The sequence below is a fragment of the Persicobacter diffluens genome (genome assembly GCF_036244895.1).
In the GTDB taxonomy this organism is placed as follows: Bacteria; Bacteroidota; Bacteroidia; order Cytophagales; family Cyclobacteriaceae; genus Persicobacter; species Persicobacter diffluens.
In genome coordinates this window covers 2,916,541-2,933,253 of record NZ_BQKE01000001.1, presented here as the reverse complement: position 1 = coordinate 2,933,253, position 16,713 = coordinate 2,916,541, and the positions used below count along the sequence as shown (strand labels likewise).

At 44.2% G+C, this 16,713-nt stretch carries 12 protein-coding genes; 1 reads left to right on the top strand and 11 read right to left on the bottom strand.

The window, feature by feature from the left end; genetic code table 11:
• Positions 1-90: 90 nt before the first annotated feature.
• From AAA970_RS11850 to AAA970_RS11800, 11 genes are all read right to left on the bottom strand, one after another.
• Positions 91-1,146, bottom strand: coding sequence for an IS110 family RNA-guided transposase (locus AAA970_RS11850; RefSeq protein WP_338237047.1), 1,056 nt, complete (start codon positions 1,144-1,146; stop codon positions 91-93).
• Between the two features lie 428 nt (positions 1,147-1,574).
• Entirely contained in the window at positions 1,575-3,998 is a 2,424-nt protein-coding gene (locus tag AAA970_RS11845; RefSeq protein WP_338237276.1) for a T9SS type A sorting domain-containing protein, read from the bottom strand.
• A 419-nt stretch (positions 3,999-4,417) separates the two neighbouring features.
• On the bottom strand, positions 4,418-5,212 hold the full coding sequence (locus AAA970_RS11840; RefSeq protein WP_338237275.1) for a cation efflux transmembrane domain-containing protein: 795 nt from the start codon (positions 5,210-5,212) through the stop codon (positions 4,418-4,420).
• Positions 5,213-5,674: 462 nt separating this feature from the next.
• Positions 5,675-6,523: an SDR family oxidoreductase gene (locus AAA970_RS11835; RefSeq protein ID WP_338237274.1), complete on the bottom strand. Its 849-nt coding sequence runs from the start codon at positions 6,521-6,523 to the stop codon at positions 5,675-5,677.
• 6 nt (positions 6,524-6,529) lie between these two features.
• Positions 6,530-7,168: a ferric reductase gene (locus tag AAA970_RS11830; protein ID WP_338237273.1), complete on the bottom strand. Its 639-nt coding sequence runs from the start codon at positions 7,166-7,168 to the stop codon at positions 6,530-6,532.
• A gap of 1 nt (position 7,169) precedes the next feature.
• Positions 7,170-7,367 carry a hypothetical protein gene (locus AAA970_RS11825; protein ID WP_338237272.1) on the bottom strand — a complete coding sequence of 66 codons (198 nt, stop codon included), beginning with the start codon at positions 7,365-7,367 and terminating at the stop codon, positions 7,170-7,172.
• A gap of 86 nt (positions 7,368-7,453) precedes the next feature.
• Positions 7,454-8,314 carry a helix-turn-helix domain-containing protein gene (locus AAA970_RS11820; protein WP_338237271.1) on the bottom strand — a complete coding sequence of 287 codons (861 nt, stop codon included), beginning with the start codon at positions 8,312-8,314 and terminating at the stop codon, positions 7,454-7,456.
• A 148-nt stretch (positions 8,315-8,462) separates the two neighbouring features.
• Positions 8,463-9,011 (bottom strand): GNAT family N-acetyltransferase, encoded by a 549-nt coding sequence (locus AAA970_RS11815; protein ID WP_338237270.1) that lies wholly within the window; start codon positions 9,009-9,011, stop codon positions 8,463-8,465.
• Positions 9,012-9,520: 509 nt separating this feature from the next.
• Complete coding sequence (locus AAA970_RS11810; RefSeq protein ID WP_338237269.1) at positions 9,521-9,859, bottom strand: hypothetical protein; 339 nt, start codon at positions 9,857-9,859, stop codon at positions 9,521-9,523.
• A 198-nt stretch (positions 9,860-10,057) separates the two neighbouring features.
• On the bottom strand, positions 10,058-10,507 hold the full coding sequence (locus AAA970_RS11805) for a hypothetical protein (protein WP_338237268.1): 450 nt from the start codon (positions 10,505-10,507) through the stop codon (positions 10,058-10,060).
• A 41-nt stretch (positions 10,508-10,548) separates the two neighbouring features.
• Entirely contained in the window at positions 10,549-10,851 is a 303-nt protein-coding gene (locus tag AAA970_RS11800; RefSeq protein ID WP_338237267.1) for a hypothetical protein, read from the bottom strand.
• Positions 10,852-11,821: 970 nt separating this feature from the next.
• Here AAA970_RS11800 and AAA970_RS11795 point away from each other — a divergent pair.
• Positions 11,822-16,708 carry a 2-oxoacid:acceptor oxidoreductase family protein gene (locus tag AAA970_RS11795; RefSeq protein WP_338237266.1) on the top strand — a complete coding sequence of 1,629 codons (4,887 nt, stop codon included), beginning with the start codon at positions 11,822-11,824 and terminating at the stop codon, positions 16,706-16,708.
• Positions 16,709-16,713 lie beyond the last annotated feature (5 nt).

Genomic DNA, 16,713 nt, shown 5'->3' with positions numbered 1-16,713 from the left:
GTCATAAAAAGCAATTTTATTGATTGAAATATTTTAATATATTGCAAGCCTAAAGAGGAGGCTTTGCCTACCTCGCGTAGCTGTCTAATTTTAGGCAGCTACCACTGTTTTAAGCTGATTTTTTGATTGATTAGATTTGTCTCTTAGCCCATAATTATTGTCAAAATCTGTTTCATTTTTCCAGAGGGCATACATAATTCTTAACAATTTGGACTGCACAGCCACATAACCCTTCATGCTTTGTTTTGTCCTATTATGGATCCTTTCATAAAAAGGCTTGAATTGCCCCTGCTCGTAAGTTACCATATTGAAGGCCGCCATAAACATTATTCGTCGAATGTGCGCATTTCCCTTCTTGGTAATTGATGTTTTACCCTCTCTACTTCCTGACTGATTCTGGCGCACATCATATCCAGCATAACTGACCAATTGTCTTTCATTTTCTATTAGTGCGAAGCCATTAGTTTCAGCCGCCACCGTAACAGCTGTAAGCAAACCAACCCCTTTGATTGACATCATATGTCCGATTCTTTTCTTCAACTCCGGATCCTTTGCTACCGCTAAGGCTATTTCTTGTTCACATATTCTAATCTGCTCATCAAGCCCTTCAATTACTGCCTTCAGACCCTCCATCACCTTTTCAGACACAATTGCTTTGTGTTTAAGCCCTTTTAGTCTGCTTACCATCGATGTACGATCTTTTTGAAGGTCTTCCAAAAAGCGGGTTAGCTCCCTCAAGGTGTAAAAAGCCTTGCTAATAGGCTTCCATTTAGCCAACGACTGACAAGCTCCCATGAATGCTAAACCTTTGGCATCCACCTTATCATTCTTTGTTTTAATCCCCAGGCTTTTCATATAGGCCTTTGCACGATTGGGTAAAACAATGCTCACCGGCACCTCATTATCCGAAAGAAACCAAGCCAATTTTTCATGGTAAACGCCAGTGGCTTCCATCACAAACTCCACGGGAAGATCCTCCTTCTGTTTCTTCAGACACCAATCTTTAAACTCCAAATGCCCTTTTTTACTATTGTCGAACTTACGGGAAGCAATGACCTTTGGTGTTTTGTCCAATTGACTCAAAACAAAAGCAACATCAAACTTATCTTTACTAATGTCGATGCCTACAACGTACTTGATTTTCATGGTTCCTGCGGTTTTATTAACATTTTTTTGATCCCCATCCTTCTTCGTTTTGTCTCATATTTGACGCTGGGTAGAAGCAATTAAAGCGACTCCCTTAGGTACTGTTCTAACTCTAAAGTTTGGTCAAAAAGAGGAGTTCCTACGACACTGGATTGCAACGAATCACATCCTTTGATGCGCTAGCCCCTTCCTCCTTTTTGATGATCATTACTTAATATAATAAAATTGCATTATTTTTGGCCCCTTCCATTAATTACAAAGGTATGAGTGATGCTCGCACGGCTCGCTGTAACACTACGACCAGGGGCGGTTGAACAATTATTGGAAAAACCAATTGCCCCCCTCATCCGGGACCATAGTCTTCACTACCGAATTTGCGGCTAATGCCCTGCGAAGACTACAGCCAAGGAGGGCTGTTTCAGTATAGCCTATTGTTTGACAAAACGGCTAACTGAAACTTCTGAGCCTTTGATGATTTTGATCAAATAGACGCCAACCGGAAGCTTTTGAACACTTATTTTATTCTCAGTAATTGTTTCTTGTATTATTTTTTTTCCCGATAGAGAATAGATAATGATTTCCTTCGGCTCATTTGGATAATTATCGAAATATAAGGTGTTGTTTGCCGGGTTTGGATAAATGGTTAATTCACTAATTTTCGGTGAAACAGTTAGAGGTGGTTTAACATCTGGTTCTTCAGGCTTTGGTTTTACCTCTTTAAAATCCGGGGTGGATATTTTTGCTCCGGCATTCATCACCCTGTTCCCCCCTTCAAATGCGCCGCAGTCCGGCTGCTCACTACTGGTAATTCCTTCCAGTACCACGCCCTGCCCTTTGGCCGGAGAAGCAGGCAATAAAGAAAAATTACCTTTTGAGGCATCGGTGAAATGAACGGAGGCCTCCTCCAATTCAAAGGAATGGTTGGCTTCCGGATTGAACTGATAGCCATAATCGGAACAGTAACTGGTAAAAGCATCAAAATCGAGGGTGCCAAAGCTCGGACTTGGATTTAAAGGCACATACCCCAGGTTTCCACCCGTGGGCGTGAGTTTTTGGCGGACATAACTTAACTTATAGTCAGCTCCCTGCATGAAGATATTATTGGCAAAATGCCCCTCGGTCATCATGCCGGTGGAGTCTTCGGGGGCTATGCCCAATGCTTTCCAATTATCAATTTCGATATTCCAGATACTGATGCCGGCATCTACATCCCATACTGTATTGTTATAATAGTGGACAGGTTTTCTCATGGCATTGTAACGAGGGCCGAGGTATAAAAATTCTCCGTATTCCTGATTGGGCTGCCCTCCTTTATAATTATTTGCCCGGATATTGTAAATCAGGTTATGGTGGGCGGTATAATTCTCGGTGTCCTCCATATAGAAAGCCACAATTTTTTGCTTGTTATAACCACCATCTGATACGGGTAGTCCATGGGTATCCCTTACTTTGTTGTAAGCAATCTCGCTTCCTTTCATATCCAAAGCACCAATACTTCCGGTACTGGTGGCTTCGATCGGGCCGGCATCTTCCCCCATTTTCATGGCTCCGTAAAAGTCGGAATCCAGGATGTCCATTTTAGCATCTCCGCCACTGACGCGAATATGGAAACGGCCACCATCCCCAAAGGTACATTCCTTTACGCTGGCGTTATCACTGCGGACATTGTAAATGGCGGAGGTGAACACCCCGATCCAGCCAAAGTCTTTGATCACACAGTTTTCAAAGCGGTTATGCTGTCCGTCTTTCATGGCCACCATATTTCCCCAGCTATGGGCGATATAGGTGTCTTTGAAAAGATTATTGGAGCTGTTAGACAGATAAATGCCTTTCTTCTCGGTTTCATTCTGTCCGTAATTGATCGGTGTCCAGAAGGGGTAAAGATAACGCATGCTGCAACCTTCAATTACGGCGTCCGTCGTTTTTTGCATGTCCACATTTCCCCCGATAAAATGAATGCCACGGATCCTTACGCCGGTGGTATTATTCAGCACTAATACACGCTCGCGCACCTGAATTTCAATACGGGCATTTTCCAGGTCTGTATCTGCTTCCGGCATATACCAGAGTTTACCGTCTTCGGCAAACCATTCTCCCGGGCTGTCAATTAGATTTTTATGCATCACAAATCCCCAGCTGAATTTATGCTGGGTGTTTTTGATCGCGCCCTCATTTTTCCAAACGCCTTTATTGATCGCTTTGAAGGTAACCGAATTTCCGGAGGAGGCCGTGATGTTGCCATAAACATAATTCCGCATTTTACCGGTCAGCCCACGGAATATTCCTCCGGTCAAATCTACTTTTTGGAGGGTGGTGCCTTCCAGCGTCGCATAGCCATTCGCATTGGCGCCGGCATCTTTATAAACATTGGACAACAAGGCATATCCGCTGTTAAGGTCCAGCGGTTCCATCATATCACCCGTAGTGTTGTTGGGGTGGCGGGCCATCATTTGCGCCCGACCTTCCGCAAAAAGCTGGGTGAAATCCGTTTCGATGGGGTATTGTGAAATATCAGCTTCCATAATTCCGGCAGCCATATTATTCGCTTTGGTCCAGCCGGAAACCAATTCATTTCCACTTACGAGTACATAGTCGTCCTCATGGTTTCTTATTTCAATATTATTTTTGTTCACGGTAATTTTTTCCCGGTAAATTCCTTCATGCACTAGGATGAGGTCTCCGGCATCGGCCATTGCGATGGCTTCATTAATGCTGTAAATTTTGTCCGGATCAGTGGTGACTTCTTCTTCACTCCAGGGAATTTCGGAGGAATAAACGTCAATAGTCTGCTGTGCCCATAAGGGCAGGCTGCACAGCAGGAATAGCAGGTTGATTGAAATTCTTCGTATCATTTTCTATAAATAAAAAAATCAGTGATTGAAATTACAATCAATGCGGGATCTGCAGGGGGAGAAAATGAGGGATAAAGGAGGTTGGTTTAAGGAGGTTAATTACCCGTTGCGCTGCAAGCTGCTGATCATTATTTGAGCGGGGCCAAGCATACTGAATAATTTTGAAAAAGGGGGGATTCGGTGGATTTTTCGCGGCATTTTGCAGTTCCACAGGATGTGGCTCGTGTTGGGGGTTCCGGCGAAGGGATGGAGGCGGAGCCGTTTTTTTAAGCTATTTTTAGCGAGTGGATGCGCTTTTACGCTGCAAAAATAAGCTCAGACCAACCTGCTTCAGCACTCCGCAGTGGAGCGTGCTGGAAGGAAAAGGCCAGCAGACTATTGGCGACAGGTCAGCGAGAGTTAGCAGGCTGGGTATGGGATTATCTTCCCAGTTTTAAAATCCGAATCGCCCCCTGAATGACCAGTACAAAAACAATACTGCCGATAATCAAATCCGGCTTGTTGGATTGTAACACATGCACTAAAGCACCGGCGAGGATAACTCCCAGATTGATAATGACATCATTGGAGGTGAAAATCATGCTCGCCTGCATATGTGCTTCCCCTTTGCTTTTGGATTGTTGCAAAAGATAAAGACAGATGCCATTGGCCAGCAAGGCCAGAGTTGAAACGATCATCATCGTCGAGAAATTTGGCAATGCCTCCATATTGATAAATCTGCGAATGACTTCCCCAAAGCCGATCACCGCCAACAAGATCTGGAAATACCCTGCCAGACGAGCGATTTGTTTCTTTCGAATGAGGGTGCCCCCCACAGCAAAAATGCTGATGCCATAAACAAAAGCATCTGCCAGCATATCCAGGCTATCGGCCACGAGCCCCATGGATTGGGAGAGCCACCCGGTGGCCATTTCGATCACGAAAAAGGAAAAGTTGATGATCAGCACCGACCATAGTAATTTTCGTTGCCGGGTATTTTCATCAAATACTTCCTGATCCGTGGCTTCGGTGGATATCCGGCTTTCCCCCAGTTTTAAGGAGGCAATAGCCTCATCAATGCGAGAGTGTGCACCTAGATGAAAGACGGTCAGCTTCCGTTCAGGAATATCGAAATCCAAATGTTGAATATCTTCAATTTCGGCGAGTTTCATCCGAATCAAGTTTTCTTCCGAAGGACAATCCATTTTGCTGATGATAAATGACGATTTTTGCATTTCGGATCTGAGGTTTTAATCACGTTCTAAGCTTAAAATACTTCAGCCCTCAACCATTACCAAATTCAAATGAAATAAGCAGCATTCAGGAATTAACCCGAAATATTCACCGATAGATTTATGAGTACATCCTAATGGGTTTATTATCAATGCACATTGATTGATTTTTCTAATTTTCAAATAGCCCGAATTTGGGTAGGCTTGTTTTCTCCTCATTCATCTGCTTTGTTGGAAAAAATTCGAAATAGGAAACTACTCCTTCATTTTTTCAATCTGGCAGCTAAAGGAGGGTTTAAGCACGAATAATCTTGCTTAAGCGTAAAAGCGGGCTGAGATTATTCCAGACCCCGCTTTTCCTGATTCCAGAAGGGTTCACCCCAAATTATTCACCGCTAGATTTAATGGTTTCTCTTAAATGACTTGTTTTCAATTACGCTCATGCTCTTTTGCTCATCATTTCAATCAATTTTGCTGAAAATGCTTCATCATTTCCAGAGGACTAAGGTGAGGCCTTCCCGCGGCTTTTTCGAAATCAGAGGGCACCTCATTAACGCCTTTCCGGATGCCTTCGTAAATACCGGCGATGATGGTGCCCAGGAAATCTCCCAAGGCAGCCTGCCGTTCTTTTTGATAATCCGTAACACTCAAATCCTTAAAGGTCAGGTTGGTTCCGAAAGCCTGATTGATATAGTCGGCCAATTGGCTTTGTGTAATGGCTTGTCCATTTAAATTATAGGTTTGGCCGTTATGCTTTTCTTCCAGCAACATATTAGCATAGGCCATAGCGAGTTCCGCTCTGCTGGTATAGCCCACTTTTCCATTACCGGCACAGTTACTGATTTTACCTGCCTGAATATAATTATCTAAATATTCCAGATCCGGTTCAATATAAATACCATTCCGGCCAATCACCCATTCCAGTCCGGAGGACTGCACATCTTCTTCGGTTTGCCGGTTGCTTTTAACGACCGGATTAAAGCCCGTGCCTTCTTCATCTCCAATGATACTGGTGTAGATAATCTTTTTTACCCCATTTTGTTTAGCCGCTTCAATCACATTGCGGTGCTGCTGAATTCTTCGTTGTGGATCATCCATACCGGAGACGATCACGAGCTGATCTACTCCCTGAAGTGCGACATCGAAATCACTTCGATTATTATAATCTCCTTTTCGGATTTCAATGCCTAAGTGTTCGGCTTTTTCCGGAGTGCGGGCGATACCCAACACCTGATTTTTTCCGATTTTGGCAATAAGGGCTTTGATGATAGCGGAACCTAATTGTCCACTGGCAAGGGTGACGGCTACTTTCATATTGATTTAGATTTTGACTGTTGTAATTTGTTTTTTCTTCTTTCGGAGCGAGATGATCCGGTCTTTGATGGTCGGGATTCTAAGGATTAACCCAATTCCCACCACGATGGCATAGATCAGCCAGGTTTTTTCCAATATGGCCACATGTAAGAGGCTTAGCACTATGGCAGCCCAGGCGAATTGCTGTAAGGTTTTCCACTTTTGCTTGAGCCTGCTCATGGACTTGCGATTAGAAGTCAGCATTAAAGGAATCATGATCAGGACCGCAAGTAAACCTGCAACATAATTGAACTGGCTAAAAGTTGTTATCAGCCCTTCTGCCCAAATGAAAATGATAAAATGCAATATGCTCCATATTGCGGAGGCAATCCCCATGGCTTGCCGGACGAATAAATTGCGAACCCCAAATAGAATGTAGAAGGGCGTGCAAGTTAATACGGCGGTGAGCCAGCGAATGGCAAATTCTCCCGAAACATGGTACATCATTTCCAGTGTGGTTTTACCGCGGGCACCAATATTTTCTACCAATGACAGTTGGAGGCCGTTGCTGAAGTCTGCCTGTATCATTTTGCTCAGTGGAATCAAGGGCAATACGGCCAATATCGCCACGATCATCCAACCATAATTTCTTTTTAAAAAACACATTTTAATGCTCTGATTTTAGGGTCGCGACCTCCGCTTCCAGTTCTTCAATTCTGCTCTTGTACTTTTCGAGGGCTTTTTTCATCTGACCGATTTTTTTCAGGGCATCGTCATCCTGCACGGCCTGATAGTGTATTTCGCCATGGGTCGTTTTTATTCGGGAGGTACTGCCACAAGTCGGGCATTTTGCTATTTCGCTCATTTTTTTTCTTACAAAGATCGCTTACCTCCTCTTTCAGATAAAGGTTAATTTCTTGTAAAAAATGGTAAATGTGGAACTGGGGTTTATTAGGAGGCTTGGAAGGTTTTGGGGGTTTGGCCCGTGTGTTTCTTGAAAAATTTAGTGAAATTGGTCACCTCATCAAAGCCCATCTCATAGGCAATGGTCTTGAGTCTTTTATCACTACTGAGGATGGAACGCTTGATTTCCAGAATTATGAACTGATCAATAAAATTTTTGGCCGTATTTAAGGTAATGGATCGGACGATCACATTGAGGTGCTTTGGCGAGATGGACAGTAGATCTGCATAGTAGTTCACATTTCTGTTTTCATGAAAATGTTGTTCCACTAAGTGCTTAAAGGCAAAGAATAGTTGCTGGTGGCTGTGGTTCAGATCCGGCTCGCGCTCGTGGTGGGCCTGTTGCTCCAGGCGGAGTAGATAGAGTTCCAGCATTTTGGCCATGATCTCTTTTTTTACATAGCGATTTTCATTTTGAAATTCCTTTTTGAGTTGGCTAATAAAGAAATCATTGTACAGGTTTCCTTTAACTACCGGTGCAGAAATATGGTAATTGTAGAGGTGGGAGATATAGTTAACAGAGGATTTTGAAAAATATTTCAATACCAAATCTTCCTTGAAGATGACCATAAAGCCTTTATAGGTAAACGGCTCCTGAAAGGCATGTACTTGTCCTTTGGCAATTTTGACCACATCTCCTTTTTGAATAGGATAGCGATTCAGGTCTACCTGATGGACGCCTTCTCCCTCCGATATGATCATAAGGGCGAAAAAATTCAGCCGGTGCAGTTTACGGGGATTGTGATCGGAGACGTGTTCTATCTTTGCAAATAATTCCTTTAATGGAATGATTTCGATATCGGAAGTCTCTTGCTCGCTTTTGAAGGATATGTTGGGGATGTTTTCCAAGAGTCTGCTATTGATGCCATGCTAAATATATTTATTGTCTTGAACATTAAAGCATGAAATCAAGAGAAAAATAGCGGTCGGGTATATGCTGTAAACGGTGCCTGCTTTGATAAATCTATGAAAACTGTTAAGCGCTGCAGGCCCTTTTTCACCTAAAGACATATTCATAAAACACCACTTCTTCAGTAGGTCCCTCGCTTTCAGAAATGTGGAAACCGTTTTTTTCCATCACCCTAATGGAACCAAGATTGCTTTTTTCCACACCACCAGACAGGCTTTTGATGTTCCCCATGGCCTTACACCACGCAATTAATCCGGAAATTAGTTCTGTACCGAACCCTTTCCCCCACACCTCCTCTGCCAGTAAATAGCCAAACCGTAGTTCGTACTGTTTTTTTTCTGCTGAAGATTCGTAAAGAAAAATAAAGCCGATGATTTTTTGGCGGTCCTTCAGATGGACCGTCAGGAACAGGCTTTCCGAAGCTCTTTCTTTCATCCAATTCCGGGCTTCCGATAAGGTGTTGATTTCCTGCCAGCCCGGAGGCAGGTTTTTGGTTACTTCCGGAGACAAAATCTCTATGATCGTTCGGGTTAATGCCTCTTCCTCTTTCGGGCTATGCACCAGTTCTTTCCAATGGTGAACAGAAAGGTGGAGGGTGTTGAAATGGCAATTCGATTCCAGAGTTTCAGAAGGCATTGACTTTTTTCTTTAGTGCTGTTACTTGTAAAAAATATTTATGCAGGGATTTGTTTTGGTAAGCCCCGATCGATTAGCGCTTACCCTGCTTACGGGAAAGTAAGGTGATCTGTCGTAACGGAATACGATTTGATTGGCCGGAAGAAAGTTGGAAATACAGAAGTCGGAATATCATGCTTATTAATCCGGCGGCAAATTTTTTCACAGGAATAAAATTAGTAAAAAGCTAATACGTAGCGCTATACTAGTCAGGTTTGTGTCATTTAATTGTCGTGTGGTTAATAGATCCACGATTAGCTGCAGGGCGGGGAAAATAGAAGGAATAGTTTCTTATTTCGAGTTTTTCCACAGAAACAGAAAAGGGAGGAGAAAGCAATTTTGCCCAAATTTGGGCTGCTGAAAAATAGGTAGATCTAACCTCAACAACTTTTTAGAGCGTGATTTCCGATAGATCTTACGGTGAAAAGTTCCAGTTAAGCCTGTCCTGGAAGAGGACAGGCCTTTGATCATTATTTATTGTTTTTTCGGTATTCTTGCCAAGCCTTCATTTGATCTTTGCTGGCGATAGAACGAAGCGCTTTGCTGTATTTTTGGTTGTTGGCTTTTTTTGCTGCTTTAAATTCCTCAGAACCTTTTTCGTGATTTTTCAGCACGTCCTGGTTTTCCAGAAAAACAGTTTTTTTAGCTTCTAAAATTTTCGCTTGCTGATCTGCATTTAAACCCATTACATCCGTCATGGTCGCGACGTCTTTTTCCAATTGCTGTAATTTTTTGGGTTTGATGTCAGCAAAGACTACCGTACTAATAAACAGTAATGCGAATAGGGGGAATTGAATAATTTTTTTCATAAAAAGAATGTTTATTAATGAGAAAAAAATAGAGGAACGATGTTGGTCCGATAAGATGGTGAGAGAAATTTTGAGATACAAAAATATCGGAGGGTCTTCTCAGAGTAGGAGTCTTTTTTGATCGTTAGGGGCTTTTTGATTTGTTTGTTGATGGATTTAGAGGGGATATTTTTGGAGTAGATGCAGGCGTAAAAACGATTATTGCTGTTCCGGTAAGGGGAAGGCATTCACGCCTTTGGTTTCGGGTAGAAATAAAACGTAATCTAAATGCTGTTTCCAATTGTTGGAGGAATGGGGTTGGTAACCAAAAACGCCAAGTTTGAATTTCCCGATCCCTTCGGCCGCCATCAGGCAGGTCTCCTTTATTTTGTGCTCAAAATGCGTCAAATTCAGACTGAGATCAAAGGGTGTGGCTTCCCCGATTCCTATATACCGGCTTTCCCCTTTTATGGTGGTAATGGCAATATGACAATGTTTGATTCGAGCTTCCGCTAAATTTTGGCCCATGGTGACAAAGTGTTGATAATCGGTACCCGAATCAGCTTTGAGAAGCGGGAGTTTTTTGGCATTATGGATAGCTGCGGACCATTGCACTATTTTTTTGTCGGGATATTTTTTTTGCTGAATGTCCCGGATATTTTGGGCCATTAATTTATCCCTGAGGTTCCATTTCGAAAACCAGTCGGTTGTTATGTTTTTAAGGTATAACTGAAGTTCAGGTTTTGGTAAATGAGGTCTTCTTTTGCCGGGGGATTGCTTTGAAAATGCCCGAGAAAGTCCAGATAGCAGGAATCTTCCCGGCTGACCTCAAATTGATGAGCTCTGCGTTTATTGAGAGCGGGTAGGTAGGGATCGAAATCTACTGGGGCATTTTGGTTTAAATATTCAATCAGAGGGGAATTATCTTCAAAAGTGATTTGCGGGTCTATACCAAAATACAGGCATTGTCCGGTTTGTTGTCTTTGTGCCGGATATCGAAAAAAGGATTCCATTTCTGCAATATCGCCCCTGGTGTTAGTTATGTCGTTAAGCTGCTACCGTCCCCTTTAACTAGGGGTTAATAAAATCGCTTTCGAAAAGAATAATATCGAACTGGTGATGTTTATGCTGGTATTGAATAATTTTTGGTTATGCGTGAATTACCGCTTCACTAGCATGAAAGGGTTCTCCTAATACAACCAGGTTATGATCCGCAGCGATTGGATCCAGGGAGGCAAAGGGTAATTTCAGCTAGAAGCTTTCGTCCTTTCGTAATGGGCGGTAAAAGGAGAATGTAAAGCAGCTGAAAGTATTTAATAAATAGGGGGAAGATATAGTTTAATCACGATATGGATGTTTCACATTATTGCTGCGTTAATATGCGTTAATCACATTATTTTTATTCAATTTAAATACAATTACCCGGATGGTTGAGTTTAATCAATCATGATCTTCATCATTTTTTATGTTTACGGGCTTTAAAAGGTGATTTTTGAGTTGTGTTTGATAATGTTCATTCAGTGAGCTGATAATTGTCAGTCTTGTCTTGAAGGGAATTGGGTACCTTAAGGATATGAAGGAGTTGGTGAGTGGCGATTTTTTACGCTAATCATTTTTTTGAGATGAAGATAATTTGGAACCCTTCAGGTTGAGAAGGAAATTTTTGAGAAGAACACCAATTTAAAACCAACCGATGATTAAAATCATATTTGCCGTTTAGTCAAATAACATATACCCAAAGGTCCCTAATACTTTAACCAGACTCCCCCCCGAACCATAGGGCACGACTAAACTTTCAAGATTGAATTGATCGGGTAATATTATTCGATAAGGAAGATTATACCCTCTTTTTTAAAGAGTTAAATAATCATCCCGGGAATGCTATACCCTTTTCATTCTTAACGGTGGATTTATTCGGTGGACTTTTCGCTTAAAAAGCCAAAGCAGAAAATAATTTTTATATAAGCAAAAGCAACCGGTTTTATGGACCCTAAAAAATCCGAATTTAAGTACCCGGGCGTTCGGGTAGCGATGGACGGTAACACTGCCGCCATCATGTGTGAAAGAGAATCTTCAGATGCCGCTGGTGCGTATCCAATTACGCCGAGTACGCAAATGGGGGAATATTGGGCGGAAGAGGCCGCCAAAGGACACCTTAATATATCAGACCGACCTTTAATTTTTATAGAGCCCGAGGGCGAGCATGCTGCCGCTGCTGTTACCGCTGGTCTTTCCATGACCGGACAACGGGCTGCCAACTTTAGTTCCGGGCAGGGGATTGCCTATATGCACGAATCCCTTTATGCTGCGGTAGGTAAGCGCCTGACCTATGTCCTGAACATTGGGGCACGGGCGATGACCAAGAGTACGCTGAATGTGCACGCAGGTCATGATGATTACCATGCCATTGATGATACCGGCTTCTTCCAGCTGTTTGCCAAAAAGGCACAGCACGTCGCCGATTTGAACATTATTTCCCACCGAATCGCGGAGCTTGCTTTGACGCCGGGTGTGATTGCGCAGGATGGATTCCTGACCACTCACCTGATCGAGTCACTGAAGTTGCCGGAGCGTGATTTGATCAAAGAATATCTGGGCTTACCAGATGATATCATCGAAACGCCAACACATGCACAGCGATTGATTTACGGTGATACCCGACGTCGTATTCCGGAGATCTGGGATGTGGATAATCCGATCATGGCGGGTATCGTACAGAATCAGGACTCTTATATGCAGTCTGTTGCGGCGCAGCGTCCTTTCTTCTTTGACCATATTAAGGAGCTGACCGATCAGGCTTTTGATGAGTTCTATAAGCTTACTGGTCGTCAGTATAAGCGTGTGATGACTTATAAGGTGGAGGATGCAGATTATCTGATACTAGGTCAGGGATCGGTGGTGTCCAGTGCGGAAGTAGTCGCAGATTATTTAAGAGAAACCCGCGGATTGAAAGTGGGGGTAGTGGATTTGGTCATGTTCCGTCCATTCCCTGCAGATCTTTTGGGACATATATTAAAAGGCAAGAAGGGCGTTACCGTTTTGGAACGTTTGGATCAGCCATTGGCAGAAGATTCTCCGATCATGCGAGAGCTTCGTGCGGTATTGAGTAAGTGTTTGGAAAATGGTGCGAGCAAGCAAAAGGTATATGATCACCTGCCTGCTTATTCGGCCAAAGATATGCCTGCGCTGTATTCCGGTGCTTTCGGTTTAGGTAGCCGTGACTTGCAACCGGAAGGTATCATTGGTGCGGTAGAAAACATGTTGCCAACAGGTGCCAATAAAAAGCTTTTCTATCTGTCGATTGACTTCATTCGTGAGAATGCCTTCACGCCTAAGCAACGCGCTTATCAGGAAAGCATAGAAGAGGGCTATCCGAAAGTAAAAGAATTGTCGGTACGTGGTTCAGAGAACCCGAACCTGATGCCAAAAGGGGCGGTGACCGTTCGTTTCCACTCCGTGGGAGGTTGGGGAGCCATCACCACTGGTAAAAACCTGGCAATGACGCTATTCGATTTGCTGGGCTATGACATTAAAGCCAATCCAAAATACGGATCGGAGAAAAAAGGTCAGCCGACTACTTATTATCTGGCAGCGGCGCCGGAACCTATCCGCATTAACTGCGAATACTATTTTGTGGATGTGGTATTGTCGCCCGACCCGAATGTATTCAAGCACACCAACGCTTTGGCTGGTTTGAAAAAAGGCGGAAGCTTCATCATCCAGTCCGATAAAACTACGGCGGAGGAAGTTTGGGCCGACATCCCAACGCATTATCAGAAAATGATCGTTGATCAGGAAATCCGCGTGTTCTATATCGATGGTTTCAAGATCGCCCGTGAGGAAGCGACCGATCCGGAATTGCAGTTGAGAATGCAGGGTATCGCCTTCCAGGGGGCCTTCTTTAATGCCTCTCCTTTAATGGAAAAAACAGGCCTTACGGATGAGACTTTACTGAAAGCGATCAATGATCAGCTTCAATATAAATTTGGTAGCAAAGGCCAGCGTGTAGTAGACGATAACATGCGCGTAGTGAAGCGTGGTTTCGACGAGGTGTATGAATTGCCTCGCATGGAAGTCACCACTGGCGCTCAGGCCAAGAAAAATACCCAAGCCCTTCCAGCAATCCCTACCATGTTGAAGGAGACTCCTAAAAGCGAATCAGCATTGAGTGATATTCATCGCTTCTGGGAGCAAACGGGCAACTTTTACCTACGCGGAATGGGAAATGATAACCTGACGGATCCATTTATTGGACTTTCTGTGATGCCGGCAGGTTCTTCCCTATTCCGTGATATGACCGGTATTCGTTTCGAGCATCCGGAATGGGTACCCGAAAATTGTACGGCCTGTGGTAACTGTTATACTGTATGTCCGGACACCGCATTGCCTGGTTTGGTGAGTGAGTTGACCGACGTTTTGGATACGGTAGTCAGACGTGTACGCAAGAATTACGGTAAGATCGATCATTTACCAAAAGCAGTGCGTCAGATGGCTGGCAAGATTCGTCAGCGTTTTGAGGAAGATCGTGATACTACCGTTAACGAACACATTAAAACCATCATTCAGGAAACCATCAATACCGAGGGTACGCATCCGGAATTGATTCAGGAGCTGGAGTGGTTCCGTAATGAGCTGGGCGATTTCAAATTTGCTTTGACTCGTCCATATTATGATCTGAAAGAGAAGAAAGAAAAAGGTAGCGGTGGCTTGTTCAGTATCACATTGAATCCGGTAACCTGTAAAGGTTGTATGGAGTGTGTGAATGTGTGTGATGATGATGCGCTGAAGATTGTAACCCAAACCGAAGATAGTGTCGCGAAATTGCGCGATGAGTGGGATCTGTGGTCTGACTTGCCGACAACGCCGGAGAAATACAACCGCATTGATGACCTGGAAGAGAAGATCGGTCCTTTGGAGACTTTATTGTTGAATAAGGATGCTTATCTGAATTTCGCTTCCGGAGACGGTGCCTGCCTGGGTTGTTCTGAAAAAACGGTGATGCATTTGTTCACCGCTACGGTGGAGTCACTGATGATTCCACGCGTGAAAAAGCATGTCACCTATATTGAGGAGCTGATCGCCAAGCTGGAAAAACATATGCAGGATAAACTGATGGATACCGTGGATATGACGGATCCGGCCATGATGTCCCGCGTGTTGGAAGAAATGAAGGACAGCGACCTGACCATGGCTGATATCACGGCTAAGATTGAGCAGGAAAAAGGCGGTGAGCCGATTGATCAGGACTGGTTAAGAGAAATGACCCAGCTGATTGCCAAGCTGAAAAATCTGAAATGGAAATATACCAACGGTACTACCGGCAAAGGACGCTCCAGAATGGGGATGACCAATGCGACAGGCTGTACCTCCGTTTGGGGATCCACCTATCCGTTTAACCCTTATCCGTTCCCATGGGCGAACCACCTGTTCCAGGATTCTACTTCCCTGGCAATGGGTATCTTTGAAGGACATATGGCCAAGATGGCGGATGGCTTTAAATTAATTCGCCGTGCAGAGCTGGAGTTGGAAGGTAAATACAATGCCGCTGAGCATAAAGATTTCTTCACTTACTTTACCTGGGAGCAGTTCACCGATGAAGAGTGGCACCTGTGTCCTCCGGTAGTGGCGCTGGGTGGTGATGGTTCCATGTATGACATCGGATTCCAGAACCTGAGCCGCATGATGGCTTCCGGTAAGCCGATCAAAGTGGTGGTAGTGGATACGCAAGTTTATTCCAACACTGGTGGTCAGGCTTGTACTTCCGGCTTTATCGGTCAGGTATCGGATATGGCGCAGTACGGTAAAGTGTGGAAAGGTAAGAGTGAGCCACGTAAGGAAATGGGCTTGATCGCTATGGCGCACCGCAATACTTATGTGTTGCAGGGTACGCTGTCGAATACCTCTCATGTACTGGAAGGATTTATCGACGGTCTGATGACCAAGCGTCCGGCCTTGTTCAACATTTATACCACTTGTCAGCCGGAGCACGGTGTGGCCGATGATTTGGGAGCACATCAGGCAAAGCTTGCAGTAGAGTCCCGTACTTATCCGGTCTTCAAATACAATCCGGATATGGGAACTACGGCCAAGGAAAACTTTGACCTGGACGGTAACCCGGATATGGACAAAATCTGGCCAAGCTATAAGTTGAGATATAAAGAGAATGGGGAAGAGAAAGTGATGGACATCGATATGACTTTCGCTGACTTCGCCGTGACTGAAGGCCGTTTCCGTAAGCATTTCCGCAAAGTACCGCGTGATGCCTGGAACGACAATATGGTCTTGCTGACCGAATTCCTGGAAATGGATGCCGATGATCGCGAAGGTAAATTCCCATACATCTGGGCAGTGGATCATAAAGATCGCCTGAGCAGAGTATTGGTGGCGGAGCCCATTGTACTGTCCTGCGAGGAGCGTCGTGACTTCTGGATGATGTTGAGAGACATCGCCGGATGGGAACCTACCCCTGAGGAAAATATGGAAGACCGCATCCGTCAGGAAGTGGTGGGGAACATCGCACAAGGCTTGATGAAACTGGCCGGCGGTGGCAGCCTGGACATTTCAGCCATGGCCAATGGCGAAGCGGTGGAAGCGACGGAAGAAGTAGCCGCCAGCGGAGAATACATTGCCCCATGGATCGAAACCGAAGACTGCTCCGGTTGCGACGAATGCATTAAAATCAATAATAAACTTTTTGAATATAACGCAGATAAGAAAGCCTTTATCAAGGAGGCCAAAGCTGGTTCTTACAAGGACTTGGTGAAGGCCGCGGAAAAATGTACCGCCGGGGTGATTCACCCTGGACTGCCATCAGACCGCTCCGATAAGGATATTGATAAATGGATTGAGCGTGGTGAAAGACTAAATTAAAGGAG

Excerpts from the sequence above, each read along its gene's own strand:
- AAA970_RS11815 (WP_338237270.1), bottom strand. The coding sequence starts at position 9,011 with ATGCCTTCTGAAACTCTGGAATCGAATTGCCATTTCAACACCCTCCAC.
- AAA970_RS11840 (WP_338237275.1), bottom strand. The coding sequence starts at position 5,212 with ATGCAAAAATCGTCATTTATCATCAGCAAAATGGATTGTCCTTCGGAA.
- AAA970_RS11825 (WP_338237272.1), bottom strand. The coding sequence starts at position 7,367 with ATGAGCGAAATAGCAAAATGCCCGACTTGTGGCAGTACCTCCCGAATA.
- AAA970_RS11845 (WP_338237276.1), bottom strand. The coding sequence starts at position 3,998 with ATGATACGAAGAATTTCAATCAACCTGCTATTCCTGCTGTGCAGCCTG.
- AAA970_RS11850 (WP_338237047.1), bottom strand. The coding sequence starts at position 1,146 with ATGAAAATCAAGTACGTTGTAGGCATCGACATTAGTAAAGATAAGTTT.
- AAA970_RS11805 (WP_338237268.1), bottom strand. The coding sequence starts at position 10,507 with ATGGCCCAAAATATCCGGGACATTCAGCAAAAAAAATATCCCGACAAA.
- AAA970_RS11800 (WP_338237267.1), bottom strand. The coding sequence starts at position 10,851 with ATGGAATCCTTTTTTCGATATCCGGCACAAAGACAACAAACCGGACAA.
- AAA970_RS11830 (WP_338237273.1), bottom strand. The coding sequence starts at position 7,168 with ATGTGTTTTTTAAAAAGAAATTATGGTTGGATGATCGTGGCGATATTG.
- AAA970_RS11810 (WP_338237269.1), bottom strand. The coding sequence starts at position 9,859 with ATGAAAAAAATTATTCAATTCCCCCTATTCGCATTACTGTTTATTAGT.
- AAA970_RS11835 (WP_338237274.1), bottom strand. The coding sequence starts at position 6,523 with ATGAAAGTAGCCGTCACCCTTGCCAGTGGACAATTAGGTTCCGCTATC.
- AAA970_RS11795 (WP_338237266.1), top strand. The coding sequence starts at position 11,822 with ATGGACCCTAAAAAATCCGAATTTAAGTACCCGGGCGTTCGGGTAGCG.